Origin of the sequence: Polaribacter sp. SA4-10 (assembly GCF_002163835.1) — a bacterium.
GTDB lineage: Bacteria > Bacteroidota > Bacteroidia > Flavobacteriales > Flavobacteriaceae > Polaribacter.
Genome location: NZ_CP019331.1, coordinates 328,218 through 343,423, shown reverse-complemented (window position 1 = coordinate 343,423; position 15,206 = coordinate 328,218). Strand labels below are relative to the sequence as shown.

Below are 15,206 nucleotides of genomic sequence, written 5' to 3'. Positions count from 1 at the left end.
CTAATTATTACTTTTAACAAACATAAAAATTTCTACTTTAAAACAATATTTTTTGGCAAGAATTTTGATTTATATAAATTAAAATAAAATATGAATAAAAAATATAAAAAATTAGCACTAAGTATTGTTTTAGATATTATTGGTTTTGTACCGATTCCTTTTTTAGATATTGCCTGGGCACCTTTATCTGGATACCTAATGACTAAAATGTATAAAGGAAAGGCAGGTAAAATTGCAGGTATTGTTAGTTTTATAGAGGAAATATTACCTTTAGATATCATACCAACGTTTACAATTATGTGGATGTATACCTACTTAATTCATAAAGAAAAAGTTGAAACTATTATTGATCATTAATTTCTATTTTTAAACAGAAAACCCAAACCTAATCTTCCTAAAAACTTTTTTTCAAAAGCCCAAAAGAATTTAAACTGACCAAATAACCAACCTACAACAGGTAAAGTTAGTTGATAAATAGGAAAAATAAGCAAAATTCTTAATGGCCAAAATAACCAAGGAGAGAGGGTCTCTTGAGACAACCCTAAGAATATTGTAACAGGTTTTGCAACCCAAGCGGCAAAGGATCCATTTATTGCAAAAACAATAAATATTGCAATTACTGACCAATTATTTTCGATCCCCCAACGTTGTTTTAATTTTTCCATAATCTTCTTTAATATTATTTTTTTGATACTTTTCTAAACATTAACCAAAAACCTATTAGTACTAATGGAATACTTAAAACCTGACCGGTATTTAAAGAATTAAAAACCCAATCCTCTCTACTTTCTACTTGTGCTTCTTTTAAGAACTCTATAAAGAAACGTAAAGACCACAAAACAACCATAAACAAACCAAAAATGTATCCAACTTGTTCTTTTTTAGTTGTTTTCCAGTATAAATGCCATAAAACAAAAAACAAGATTAAATAACTAAATGCTTCGTATAATTGTGTTGGGTGTCTAGCAACTGTTTCTCCTGCTGCTTTAAAAATTACTCCAAAGCTAGAACCTGTTTCTTTTCCGTAAATTTCTGAATTAAAAAAGTTTCCAAAACGGATAAAAAACCCTGCCAAAGCAACCATAATTCCTAACCTGTCTAAAATAAATAACCAAGGTTTATCTAAATGCTTTTTAGCATAAAAATACATTGTTAAAATAATAGAAATTGCTGCTCCATGACTTGCAAAACCAGTAAAACCAGTAAATTTCCAGTCTTTTATTAATCCGAAAATAGCATCCGCTCCTACTTGCTTTTTAAAAGGTAAAATTATTTCTAGTAAATGATGTTGGTAATAATCCCAACTATAGAAAAATACATCTCCTAAACGCATACCAATTAACATAGAAACAAAAGTGTACATAAATAATACATCTAGTTTTTCTAACGGAATTTTATCTTCAATATATATTTTCTTCATTAAGTGCAAACCCAATAAAAATGCTGTTACAAACATTAAACTATACCAACGAATAACAAAAAAACCTAAATCTATTCCTAATGAAGGGTTCCACTCTATTGCTAAAAAACTCATATTTTATCTTATTTTTTTGTCATTGCAAATGTAATGAAGCAACCGCTATTTAAAAACAGATTGCTTCGTCATTCTTCCTTTTAATGACCGCTTTTATTTATTCTTTCTTTTCTGGAACAGGATCATAACCACTTCCTCCCCAAGGATGACAACTAAATATTCTTTTTATAGACAACCAACCTCCCGCAAATAAACCATGTTTTTGCAAAGCTTCAACCGTGTAATGTGAACACGTTGGACTGTACCTACAAGCGGATGGTGTATAAGGTGAAATCGCGGTTTGATAAAACCGTACTAATAAAATAAATGGATATGTTATAATTTTCTTCAACTTAATTGACTGAAAAAGTTGTTCCTTCTTTTCCATCTTTTAACTGAATTCCCAAGGCTATTAGTTCATCTCTAATTTGATCAGACAATGCCCAATCTTTGTTTTCTCTTGCTTCTTTTCTTAATTTAATCAACAAAGCAACAACACCATTTATTTTTTCTGAATTGTCTTGAGAACTTTCACTCATCAATCCTAAAATATCAAAAACAAATGCAGTCATTGTTTCTTTAAATGCTATTAAATCTTCTGCAGTTAAACTTGCATTATGTTCTTTTATTTGATTGATAACTTTTACAGCTTCAAACAAATGTGAAATTAAAACAGGTGTATTAAAATCATCATTCATAGCAGAATAACACGCTGTTTTCCATTTTTGAACATCAAAAGTTGATGTTTTTCCAGCTTCAATTTTATTCAAGAAATTAACAGCTTCCATTAATTTAGCATGTCCTTTTTCTGATGCCTCTAAAGCTTCACCAGAGAAATCTAAAATACTTCTATAATTGGCTTGCATATTAAAGAAACGAACTACACTTGCTGAAAATGGTTTTGGTAAAATTTCATTTTCTCCTGATAAAATCTCATTTGGTAAAATAAAATTACCGGTAGATTTTGCCATTTTCTGGCTATTTAATAACAGCATATTTGTGTGCAGCCAATAACTAACTGGTTTTACACCACTACACGTTTGCGATTGTGCTATTTCACACTCATGATGCGGAAATTTTAAATCCATTCCTCCTCCATGAATATCAAATTGTTCACCTAAATATTTTGTACTCATTACAGAACATTCTAAATGCCAACCAGGAAAACCATCACTCCAAGGAGAAGGCCAACGCATAATGTGTCTTTCATCAGCTTTTTTCCAAAGTGCAAAGTCTTGTGGATTTTTCTTATCTGATTGTCCATCTAAAGAACGTGTATTATGTATTAAATCTTCCACTTTTCTTCCTGAAAGAATTCCATAATGATTATTTTTATTGTATTCTAAAACATCAAAATACACAGAACCATTAACCTCATACGCAAAACCTTTTTCTATGATTTCTTTAATCATTTCTATCTGTTCTACAATATGCCCTGTTGCTGTTGGCTCTATACTTGGTGGTAAAAAGTTGTAATTTTTTAGAACATCATGAAAGTCTACAGTATAACGCTGCACCACTTCCATTGGTTCAATTTCTTCTAATCTTGCTCTTTTTGCAATCCTATCCTCACCTTCATCTGCATCATTTTCTAAATGCCCCGCATCTGTAATATTACGCACATAACGTACTTTATACCCCAAATGAAGTAAATATCTATACACAACATCAAAGAACATAAACGTTCTTACATTACCTAAATGTGCGTTGCTATAAACAGTAGGTCCACAAACGTACATACCTACATATCCGTCTGTTAAAGGTTTAAAGTCCTCTTTTGTTTTAGATAAAGAGTTATATACTTTAAGTTTATTTTCTTTGTATAATTCCATTAAAATAGTGCCTAATTTCAGTTGCTAAATATAGGCACTTTATAGAGAATGGCGAAATTGAATTTGTTAGAAATTTGGTAAAATTAAAAGTAGTTTTTTATTGATAAATAAAACATTTTTTAATAGTAATTTATCTATACTTTGGTTGATAACAATTAGTTTTCATAAGTATTACTACTCTTAACCCCCTTCATAAAAGCACCTTGCATTACATCTTCAGCCAAAAACCTTCTTTTAAATATCTAAATGCAACTTGTAACATTGCATTACAATACAAATTACACAACAGCAGCTGCGCTTTGGCGTTGTTCTTTCTGCATTGATCAATGATTGGTTGATGTAACTGTTTGGTTGATTTTATTAAAACTTTCTTACCCTATAGACGACACATTTTTTGAAGTGTTGCCTTAAGCTCGATAATTATTTATAGATTTACATGAATTACATGTACTATGAATAAAAAACCTTCTGCAATCCATGAAAATGATGGTGTTTCTAAACCTGAAACTACCAGTAAATCTGCTGCAGAAAAAATAAAAATTAATAGAGCCAAGCAAAATTCTGTAAAAGAATTTGTTACTAAAATTTTAGAAGGAAATATTACATTTTTAAGTAGAGCAATAACTTTGGTTGAAAGTACTAACCCCAAACATCAACAAAAAGCAAACGAAATTTTGGACCAATGTTTGCCTTATGCTAATAATTCTGTTAGAATTGGAATTACAGGAGTTCCTGGTGTAGGTAAAAGCACTTTTATTGAAGCTTTTGGAAAACATTTAACCTCACAAGGGAAAAAAATTGCTGTTTTAGCAGTAGACCCAAGTAGCTCAATTAACAAAGGTTCTATTTTAGGCGATAAAACTCGTATGGAAGAATTAGTAACCAATATAAATGCTTATATTAGGCCTTCACCGTCTGGAACTTCTTTAGGTGGCGTTGCACAAAAAACACGCGAAAGTATTATTCTTTGTGAAGCTGCTGGTTTTGATACTATTATTATTGAAACTGTTGGTGTTGGTCAATCTGAAACTGTAGTACATTCTATGGTAGATTTCTTTTTACTGTTAAAATTAGCTGGTGCAGGTGATGAATTACAAGGAATAAAACGCGGAATTATAGAAATGGCAGATGCTATTGTAATTAATAAAGCTGATGGTGACAATAAAAAAAATGCAAAAATCGCAAAAATTGAATTCAATAGAGCGTTGCATTTATATCCTTTAAAAGAAAGTAATTGGCAACCCAAAGTTTTAACTGCAAGTGCCTTAAATAACAAAGGAATTGAAAAAATTAATACAATGATTACCAATTATATTTCTTTAACAAAAGAGAATAATTATTTTAACAAAAGAAGAAACGAGCAAAATAAATTCTGGTTATTATCTACCATTGATCAACAATTAAAAGATAATTTTTATCAAAATCCAAAAATTAAAAAAGCGCTATCAAAAGAAATAAAAAATTTAGAAAACGGGAAAACAACTCCCTTTAATGCTGCAAAGAAGCTATTGGAACTCTAATAGTTTATTTAAAATATATTTACAAGATGATGAAACTACGCAGAATTATCTATACAAGTAAAGCTACGAAAGAATTGAGTAAACGCAATTTACTGGATCTTTTACATGAAGCACGTGCATTCAATAAGATGGATAACATCACTGGTGTACTTATCTACAAACAAGGGTGTTTTCTTCAGGTTCTCGAAGGAAAAACTAAGGTTATAGATAATCTTATTGAACGCCTTATTAGAGATTCGCGTCATAAAAACTTCAAAATAATCCAAGATAATTTTATAAAGAATCGCCTCTTTAAGGACTGGAAAATGGGTTGTGCAGATTTTGATGATCCTACATTAATTTTTATCCCTGGGATTAGTACAGATTTTAGCGGCTTAAAAGTTATTAATGAATTAATAATTCACCTCCCTGAAATTGCTATATTCCTACAAGATAAAACACATTAATTAGTACATCTGGGAGAATAAAAAAAGTTTTTTTTAATTATAAAATCGTAAAATAACTCATTTTAATACAGCAAGTTAAACCTCTTCTTGCCCAACTAATTTAGGAACAGCTATGAGGGCAAGTGTTCACATCTCTTTGCCACAAATAAGCAACAACAAAAATAAACTAGAAGAAATTACAAAAAAATACTATTTACAAATAAGAGGTATTCATGGTGAACATTCTGCTAGTGAAAATGCGCTATCTGATATTAGCAACCGAAGACGTTTAGGTATTACATAAATTGAAGCCCTAAAGGACTTATATAACGGAGAGGTTCAATTAATAAAAGAAGAAAAACAATTAGAACTTTAGGCTTCAATAAAAAAAGGAGCTAAAATATTTAGTTAGCATATTATAAGTACTTAACTAATTTCACTCCAAATTTTAGAAGTTTTAGACAATTCTAAATACGCATTTTTAATATTTTGGTTTTCTGGTTTTGATAAATTGCCATCTTCTTGCAAAATTGAAATTGCAGTATTTCTTGCTTTTACTAAAATTTGAGTATCTTTTACTACATCAGCAATTTTTAAATTTAAAACGCCACTTTGTTGTGTTCCCATTAAATTACCTGGTCCTCGTAACTTTAAATCTACTTCTGCAATTTTAAATCCGTCAGAAGTTTCTACCATGGTTTTTAAACGTGTTTTAGCTTCTGGTGACAATTTATAACTAGAGAGTAAAATACAATAACTTTGGTCTGCTCCTCGCCCAACTCTTCCTCTTAATTGATGCAATTGCGAAAGTCCAAAACGTTCTGAACTCTCAATAATCATAACACTTGCATTTGGCACATTTACACCCACTTCTATTACAGTTGTGGCAACCATAATTTGGGATTCACCCTTTACAAAACGCTGCATTTCATATTCTTTATCAGCGGGTTTCATTTGTCCATGAACAATACTTATTTGATATTTTGGCGTTGGAAAATCACGAGAAATACTTTCATAACCATCCATTAAATCTTTATAATCCATCGCTTCAGATTCCTGAATTAAAGGATACACAACATACACTTGTCTTCCTTTTTTAATTTCATCTCTCATAAATTTAAAGACCGACAAACGATTGCTATCAAAACGATGCACCGTTTTTACTTCTTTTCTTCCAGGAGGTAATTCATCAATTACAGAAATATCTAAATCGCCATAAACAGACATTGCCAATGTTCTTGGTATTGGTGTTGCTGTCATTACTAAAATATGGGGCGGAGAAACCCCTTCAACCTCTACCAAAGGAAGACTTTCTAACGCTTGCGATATTTTGTTTATTACATTTTCTGAATTTCCAATAACTTCTTCATTAGTAAAACGAATCACTTTAAAACCTAATTCTTGTAAAATTTCAGTTCTTAAATTATCTGCTTCTTGTTGTTCTTTTTTGTTGTGATATTTTCCATCAACTTCTATAATTAGTTTTTTAGAAATACAGATAAAATCAACAATAAACTCATCTACAACATGTTGCCTTCTAAATTTAATATCTAATTTTTTCGTTTTTAATTGTTCCCACAGAACTTTTTCTGCTTCAGTAGTTTGTTGTTTTCTCTCTTTTTGTAATTCCTTCATCAATTTATAAACTGATGGAAGCGCAGTTTCATAACGATTCCGAACTTCAGTTCCCTTCCCCTTGGGAAGGGTTAGGGATGGGCTTCCTTTTTTCCACAATTTCGCTCTCTGAGCAACTCCAAATCGGTGTTGTTCATCAATAATTGCAATTCCTAGATTTTTAAACTTCACTTTATCTTCTAACAAAGCATGCGTACCAATTAAAATATGTAATGTTCCGTCTTCTAAATTTTGATGAATGATTCTCCGTTTTTTTATTTTTACAGAACCCGTTAATAAATCTACATTTATATCCATGTCTTTCAACAACTCAGAAATTGCGTGGTAATGTTGTGTTGCTAAAATTTCTGTTGGCGCCATTATTGTTGCCTGAAAACCATTATCTATTGCCAAAAGCATTGCTAACAAAGCAACAATGGTTTTTCCAGAACCAACATCACCTTGTAAAAGACGGTTCATATGAGCACCAGAAGCAACATCTTTTCTAATTTCTTTTAACACTCTTTTTTGAGCATTTGTTAAATCGAATGGTAAATGGTTTTTATAAAATGTATTAAAAGAATCGCCTACATTTCCAAAAACAAACCCTTTTATCTTTGTTTTATTGATGAGTTTTTTTCTGAGTAACTGCAACTGAATAAAAAACAATTCTTCAAATTTTAACCTGTATTCAGCTTTGGCTAAATTTTCTTGGCTTTTAGGAAAATGCAAATTCAACAGCGCATCTCGTTTACCCATCAATTTAAAATCATCCATAATTTCTTTGGATAGACTTTCTGTAATTGTTTCAAAAAACTGTTGTAATAAATTCTGAACATACGTTCTCATCAACTTATTACTAACTCCTGAATTTGTTAATTTTTCTGTGGATGGATATACAGGTTGCATTTTTGTTTGCAACTTTTTCTTGTACTCTTTTACCAATTCCATTTCTGGGTGTGGAATACTAAAATTACCATTATAATGATTCAACTTACCATAAGCCACATAAGGTTCGTTAATTTTTAGTGCATCTTTAATCCATTTTTGACCTTTAAACCAAACCAACTCCATAGTTCCTGTAGTATCTTGAAAAGTTGCCACTAACCTACTTCCTCTTTTCTGAGCAATAGATTTTACACTTGTTATTTTACCAACAACTTGAACTTCAGAAGAATTTGGCTGTAAATCTTTTATAGCATAAAAGGCAGTTTTATCAATATATCTAAATGGGAAAAAGTGTAATAAATCATTACATGTTTTTATACCTAATTCTGTATACAGAAGAGAAGCTCTTTGCACACTAATTCCATTAATATAAGTAATTGGGTAATTTAAATTCACTTTATAAATAATATGAGTAACGAAAATACAGAAAAATTTTCTTCATTGATGCAATTATAATAGCACTTAATTTATTTTATACTTTACAACATAACATTCATCTATATAAATATCCCTTAAAGAATATAAAACCAGAAAATTACACCTTAAGGGTGGGAAAAACTACCCATGTGTTTTTAGGAAGTTATGAATTATTACATAATATTTAACCACAAAATTAAAGATGTATTCTTTCAAGAAAAGAAGCAATGAAAAGCTATGAAAAACTATGAAAAAAAATAATTCCATACTTAGGTATATTGGTTTTATAATACCACTATATCTACTTTTTAATTCCTATAATATTACTGCACAAACACCTGGGGTAATTTTTCAAGGAACCCCTAACACTGTTCTAGATCCTAATGGGGATGGCTATGTATCTTTACCACCATCAGAAACACCTAGTCAGTATACAAATATTGGTTTTCCTTCAAATATAAATGATACTGATGTTTTTGATGTTTTATATAGTGAAATTGCGTATGCTGGTATACCAGAAATAACTCCAGAACCTACATCAGATTTAAATAAAGGACCAAGTTGTGCTTTTACAGATTTAGTACAAGATGCAAACAGCAGGTCTTCTTATTACAACACAGACGGTACAAATATGCGCTTTCGATTTCGATTAGGTGGCGCTGCATCTAACTCTAAAGGATACTCTATACTTATAGATACTGATGAAAAATTTGGTTTTACAGGACCCAACAAAGACCCAAATGCAGTAGTTGGGAACCCTGGTTTTGAAGTTGAAATAGTTTTAAGAACCAATTTTACTGTTGATGCTTATAGTATTGATGGTACTACAAATCCTACAATCATAACAACGCAACCATACACAACCCACGCTATTAAATCTCTGGCATTAACCACTGTTTGTGATGACCCAGATTATTTTTATGATTTTTATCTTTCTTTTTCAGATTTAACAGGTTATATAAATAATGCTACAAAATTAAGAATGATTTCTGTTACTTCTATCAACCCCAAGGGTATTATGGGTAATAATGGAACTTCTGATGTTGCAGGAGTAGATGATTCATCTAATACAACAGATAATTTATATGAAGAAGCTATTGATACCCAAACACCAACCAATGGAGACCCTTTAGAAAGAGCGGCTTGCCCACTAATAAATGGCACTATTCCAACGGGTTCTAGTGTACCCATTACAGGTACAACTAATGCGGTAGCAGCTGGTGAAGAAACAGAAATTGAGGTCTTTGTAAATGGTGCTTCTGTAGGTACATCTACAACTAGTACAACTACTTGGGGTTTTACAATTCCTGGGCCTATTAATGAAGAAGATAAGATTACAGCTACAGCAACCGTAAAAAAAAGTACTGAAATTATAAAAGGTACTTCTGTAGCTAATTGTGACACAAAAACGGTAACAGACACAAGTTGTATACCTTTAGCAACACCTGTCTTTGTTAATTTTGCTAACGGAGGAAAAACTTTGACTCTTACTTATCCTATAGGAGAAGTACCCGTAGGTACAAGTTTTTTTTTAAATTTTTATGATTCTTCTACGGGTACCAAAATAACTACTATAGATGGAACTAATGTTCAAAATTACGCATCTTCATCACCAACAAGTATAGGTCTTGGAGGAGGTAATAAATTCACAGATGATAGTGTTAACTTTTTTGTAACTATAGATACTGTTAGCGATACTAACCCCGCAAGTTGCCCATCATTAGGCAGTGAACCAATTTCAACATGTAGTTCAGGTACAGTTTCTGCCACCCCTTTCTTAGATCCATTTGAATTAGGTGACACCTCAATTACCGGTAATTTTGGAGGAATTCCGCCTACATCAGCAACCTTAAGGTTAATTATTAATGGTTCATCAACAGATTATATAACCACAACTACAGGGAGTTCTAATACTTTTTCAATTGATATTACTGGGTTAACTTTATTAACTACAGATGCTATTAAAGTTTCAAATAGAAATTTTGGGACCGCTTGTTTAAGTACACCTTCTGCTGTTGTTAGCCCTATAATTACATCTTTAACACCAATAATAGATGTAGATTTTTGTACTACAACTAACATTTCAACTGTTTCGGGTACTTCTAGTGAATTAGGAGGAACGATAAGAGTATATTCCGGACCAAATCAAGGCATTTCTAAATTAAGCGCATTAGATACAAATACAGCTACAGTATTATCAAATGGTACTTGGTCATTAACATTAGCCGCATCTATTACTCCTGGAAATTGGATTGGAGCCACTGTTCAAAATACTAATGAAATAGAAAGTGATATTTCTGATGATGTTCAAATTAACACAAAAACCGTTGCTACTAGTTTAGTAATAACCTCAGACCCAATTAAAGAAGGAGATATAAGTATAATAGGTACAAGTTCAGGCTTAGCAACAGGTTCTATAATACAACTCTATTTAGATGGTTCTTTAATAGATGGGAAATTTACAACAACAGACGGTGCTGGAAACTGGACTATTAATGATTTAGATAATAGTAGTTTAGGAAGCAGTTCTTTTGATGAATTATACTCAGATGCAGTAGTTACCGTAACAGCTACATCTACTGCAGCAGGTAGTTGTGAGAGTGACCAATCTTCTTCTAAAGTAGTAATTTGCAATCCACCTACTGTACCTACTATTTCAACTACTTCATCTCCTATTTGTGAAAACGGTATCTTTATGGTAACAGTTACAGATGCACAACCAGGTTTACTATATCAATTATTAGATCAAGATAATAATTCTGTAGGGCCAAGTTTTTTAGGACCAAATATAGCGGCAGATAAAATCATAGATTCAGACCCTTTACCATTTGGTACTAATTCTCTTAAAGTAAGAGCATCTAAAATTTTTGGAACCTGTACAAGTGTAGAATCTAATTCGGTAAGTGTTACTGTATATCCATCACCTACCATTACTTTTGGACCAAATCCATCTGCAACCTTTGATAATAGTACTGCTAATCAACAATTAGTAGTAACTTTTTCTAGTGCTGCAAATCAACCTTCTCTTTATAGTATCGATTTTGATGATGCTGCAAACGCAGCATCTTTATTAGATGTTTCAAGTACTGCTTTGTCTGGATCTCAAATAGATATAGATATTCCTACTGGTTTGCCAATAGGAGTTTATAATGGAAGTATTACAATTCAAGAAGTTCTTGTTAATAGTTGTTCTAAAAGTTACCCTATTACCATTACAATTTTAGCCCCATCTGCTCCAACATTTACGAACCTTATAGAAAATGAAAATATTTGTGCTGGAACAACATTAGTAAATTTCACATATGATGGAACAACGAATGCTCCAACTAATTATAGCATAGATTTTAGTGATGCTGCAAATTTACAAGGTTTTACAGATTTAGTAGATGTAGATGCTACATTTTCAGGATCTGGTTCTATTACAGTAGCGGTTCCTACAAACCCTGCTGAAGGAACTTATACAGGTGTTATTCGATTAAAAAACACTACAACAGGATTCATAAGTCAAGAATACCCAATAGAAATAGAAATAGAAAAAACAACCGCTGGTGTGATCGCTGGAAACCAAATAATTCTGAGTACTACTGATGTAGTAGCATTTACATCTACAGAAGATGCTTCAGGTTTAGGCGGTGTTACGTATCAATGGCAAAAAAGCACAACAAGTGCTACTATAGGTTTTTCTAATATTTCTGGAGCTACAAGTGCTACTTTTAATGAAGGAACAATAACGCAAGCTACTTACTATAAAAGAATTGCCACTAGTGTTACCAATAGCTGTACAGCAGAAAGCAATGTAATTACGGTTACTATTTTAACTCTTAGTGGTATCCCTATGATAACACAGGTTTATCAATTTGGAAATGAAAAATGGATAGAAATAACTAATATTAGCTCAAATACAATTAATGCTAACGAAATTAAAGTAATACTCTTTAAGGATAAAATAAGAGATCAAACTGATAAACTACCAGATGCAACCTATTCTGTTACTTCAGTTTTGGCTCCTGGGCAATCCGTTTTAATAAAAAATACATTAAGCACAAATATTACAAATATAAATGGCGCACCACTTATTGACGATAATTTGACTGATATTGATGGAGGTAATGATATGATTTCCTTATCTACAACCACAGACGCAACTGCTTGGGCTAATAGATATGATATTGTTGCTAACATCCCTAATAAAACTTCTTTAGTAAGAATAGATGAAACATTTACACCAAATACTACTTATACAGCTAGTGAATGGGTAGTATTTATAGATGATACATTAGACCCTTACAGATTATTAGCAGCTGGTGGTGCTCAAAGACACCCTCATGATCCACTTATTTCTGAAATTGAAAGTGCCAATACAGATGCAAATACTTTATTAGGATTACACCGAGTAGATATTACAACTAGAAATGGTGCTGCTTGGGATAATGGATATCCAGATAGATCTCGTTTTGTGGTGATTGATGAAAATTACAATCATACAACGGCAAGATTAAGCGCTAGAAAATTAACCGTAGATGCTTCTAAAAAACTGTCTGTTACAGATAACCTTTTGGCAGTTACTAATACTATTGTACTTAATGGAGATATTCGTTTAATTGGAACTTCTCAATTAATACAAACACACACAACAGCTTCTTTAGTAACAGGTACCGGGCAATTATTGGTAGACCAAAACTCTACGGTACCTAGCATTTACAGATATAATTATATGGGATCTCCCGTAATAAATACTGCTGGTGCAAGTAATTATACTGTCGCTACTATTTTTAAAGATGGTACTACTCCTACAAATCATACAGGTGTTGTAAATACAGATATTGCTAAAGATATTAATTGGATTTCTGGCTATAATGGTGACACTTCTGATCCTATCTCTCTTGCTCAATACTGGATCTACACCTATGCTGCCAATGCAGGAACAAGAGCTAGTTGGTCGCAAAAACTTAGCAGCGGTACTATTCCAAATACAGATGGTTTTATATTTAAAGGTCCTGGTAGACCTCAAAATTATACATTTGTAGGAATTCCTAAAGATGGAGAAATTACAACTGCAATTGGTGGTAATGAATCTTATTTAGTGGGTAATCCATTTGCATCTGCTTTAAGTGTAAAAGAATTTATAGAAGATAATAAATCATCTACGAGCGGAGTACTTTATTTTTGGGAGCATGCAAGTGAAAAAACAACTTCTGAAAGTTCAAGTATTGGCCATAATTTTGCAGGGTATATTGGTGGATATGCTACCAGAACAATAGCAATGGGAGTAACAGCAAAAGATGCAACTGGTGCTGTAGATGTAATAATTGAATCTGAAGATAGTTCTGTTACCATAAACGGGACTTCAGAAGAGCAAACAGAAAATAGTTTACCAATTAATGTTGTAAAATTGGAAACTATTGCAAATTTCATAAAATTTTCGACAATCTCAAAAGGTGCAGATACATTAAGAATCAAATATAAGTCAGAAATAGATAAAAGTATTATTATAAAAGTAAATGACATAGATAGATTAGAAGTTACACTTCCCGTTTCTGTTGGAACTTCTTATGCTATTTTTGAGGTTGCATTATGTGTAGAAGCTGGTAATAATATTACACTTCAATCTAATGACACTAACATTGCTTTTATTGATTATTTAAATCTTATTGATGCTGATGGCCAACTTACTTGTGCTCCTAGTACAGGTGGAAGTGCTATTACCTATACAGAACCAGAGCCTTATGTAGCTATTGGTCAAGGTTTCTTTATACAAGGAGATATTGATGGTGGTGCTGTTGTATTTAACAATAGTCAACGTGAATATAAATTAGAAGAAGCTGGTTCTTCTGTCTTCTTCAAATCGGCAACTAAATCAAAAAGTGATAGTAACTCTCTTTTGAATACCCCTGCAATTAAATTAGGAATGAACTTTAAAAGTACGGATGACAACAAAGAATATCATAGACAAATTGGTGTTTCTTTTAGCCAGTATACTTCTTTTAATTATGATAAAGGATACGATGCTGAAATGTATGATTTAGGCAATACAGACATCTATTGGAAGTTTCCTAATGATAATAGAAATTATATAATCTCTGGAGTTCAACAAATTTCTGATGATTTAGAAGTTCCGTTAGAAATTACAATGGGATACTCTGGTGATATAAATATTACAATTGATGAAATGAAAAATATAAATGAGAACGTTTATATTAGAGATAAAGTGGCAGATATTTCTTATGATATTAAAAATGGTAAAGCGAATATAACACTTGATAAAGGAACTTATTCAGATAGATTTGTGTTAGCTTTTGTAGAAAATAAAGTGCTGGGTACAGAAGATGAGAACCTTATAAAAGATATAACTATTTTTACTGATAAGACAAGTCAAAATTTAATCATTTCTAAAAATGAAGAAATTACTATTAAAAAAGTTGTTTTGTATACCATTCTTGGTAAAAAAGTAGGTCTTTGGAATATCAATGAGCAAACTCAAAAAACAGCATTACCTTTTAATAAAAAATTATCTACCGGACTCTACATTGTTAAGATGAAAACAGCGAATGGAAATATCTCAAAGAAAATTATTATTCAATAATAATAATAATAATAATAATCAAAAAGCGCATACTTTTAAGTATGCGCTTTTTGATTTAAATAGAGTTGTTACTCTTAGCTATATAAAGATTGTAGTATTAAATAAACGCTTCTAATAAGTAGTTAAACCCTGTATGAATAGATTACTAAATCATTTTTAAAGTAACTATTTAAGTTCTTAATTTTAAAGTAGCTTTTACGCTATTTCACACTTTTTAGACCTCCTTTTTAGATATAAATATCATATGCTTTTCATATTGATTTAAATATAAAAAGTAATTTCAAAAATAAATAGCTTGATTAAAAACCAAGCTATTTATTATAACATGTAACTCTATTCAATTAGAGCTGACTC

Annotated in this window: 9 protein-coding genes and 1 pseudogene; 5 read left to right on the top strand and 5 right to left on the bottom strand. The window is 31.4% G+C overall.

Annotation, left to right across the window (positions count from 1 at the left end; all coding sequences use genetic code 11):
- The first annotated feature begins 90 nt into the window (after positions 1-90).
- Positions 91-357, top strand: coding sequence for a hypothetical protein (locus tag BTO04_RS01505; RefSeq protein WP_087562807.1), 267 nt, complete (start codon positions 91-93; stop codon positions 355-357).
- On the opposite strand, the gene BTO04_RS01500 is transcribed toward BTO04_RS01505, so the two are convergent.
- The 4 genes from BTO04_RS01500 to cysS form a co-directional block, all read right to left on the bottom strand.
- A complete protein-coding gene (locus BTO04_RS01500) occupies positions 354-665 on the bottom strand; it encodes a DUF6787 family protein (RefSeq protein ID WP_087562806.1) in 312 nt (103 codons plus the stop codon). The genes BTO04_RS01505 and BTO04_RS01500 overlap by 4 nt on opposite strands.
- 14 nt (positions 666-679) lie before the next feature.
- A complete protein-coding gene (gene lgt, locus BTO04_RS01495; protein WP_087562805.1) occupies positions 680-1,534 on the bottom strand; it encodes a prolipoprotein diacylglyceryl transferase in 855 nt (284 codons plus the stop codon).
- Between the two features lie 97 nt (positions 1,535-1,631).
- A complete protein-coding gene (yidD, locus tag BTO04_RS01490; RefSeq protein WP_198342091.1) occupies positions 1,632-1,901 on the bottom strand; it encodes a membrane protein insertion efficiency factor YidD in 270 nt (89 codons plus the stop codon).
- A complete protein-coding gene (gene cysS, locus BTO04_RS01485; protein WP_087562804.1) occupies positions 1,867-3,345 on the bottom strand; it encodes a cysteine--tRNA ligase in 1,479 nt (492 codons plus the stop codon). The genes yidD and cysS overlap by 35 nt, the downstream gene beginning before the upstream one ends.
- 452 nt (positions 3,346-3,797) lie before the next feature.
- Between cysS and meaB the strand changes: the two genes are divergently transcribed.
- From meaB to BTO04_RS01470, 3 genes and pseudogenes are all read left to right on the top strand, one after another.
- Positions 3,798-4,865, top strand: coding sequence for a methylmalonyl Co-A mutase-associated GTPase MeaB (gene meaB, locus BTO04_RS01480; protein ID WP_087562803.1), 1,068 nt, complete (start codon positions 3,798-3,800; stop codon positions 4,863-4,865).
- A gap of 26 nt (positions 4,866-4,891) precedes the next feature.
- Positions 4,892-5,311: a BLUF domain-containing protein gene (locus BTO04_RS01475; RefSeq protein ID WP_087562802.1), complete on the top strand. Its 420-nt coding sequence runs from the start codon at positions 4,892-4,894 to the stop codon at positions 5,309-5,311.
- A 94-nt stretch (positions 5,312-5,405) separates the two neighbouring features.
- Positions 5,406-5,594, top strand: a pseudogene (locus BTO04_RS01470) (hypothetical protein); the annotation flags it as partial.
- A 122-nt stretch (positions 5,595-5,716) separates the two neighbouring features.
- Here BTO04_RS01470 and BTO04_RS01465 read toward each other — a convergent pair.
- Positions 5,717-8,248 carry a DUF559 domain-containing protein gene (locus BTO04_RS01465; protein ID WP_087562801.1) on the bottom strand — a complete coding sequence of 844 codons (2,532 nt, stop codon included), beginning with the start codon at positions 8,246-8,248 and terminating at the stop codon, positions 5,717-5,719.
- A 268-nt stretch (positions 8,249-8,516) separates the two neighbouring features.
- Here BTO04_RS01465 and BTO04_RS01460 point away from each other — a divergent pair, with 268 nt between their 5' ends.
- The gene (locus tag BTO04_RS01460; protein WP_087562800.1) at positions 8,517-14,852 is read left to right on the top strand and encodes a T9SS type A sorting domain-containing protein; all 6,336 of its coding nucleotides are present in this window, start codon (positions 8,517-8,519) and stop codon (positions 14,850-14,852) included.
- Positions 14,853-15,206 lie beyond the last annotated feature (354 nt).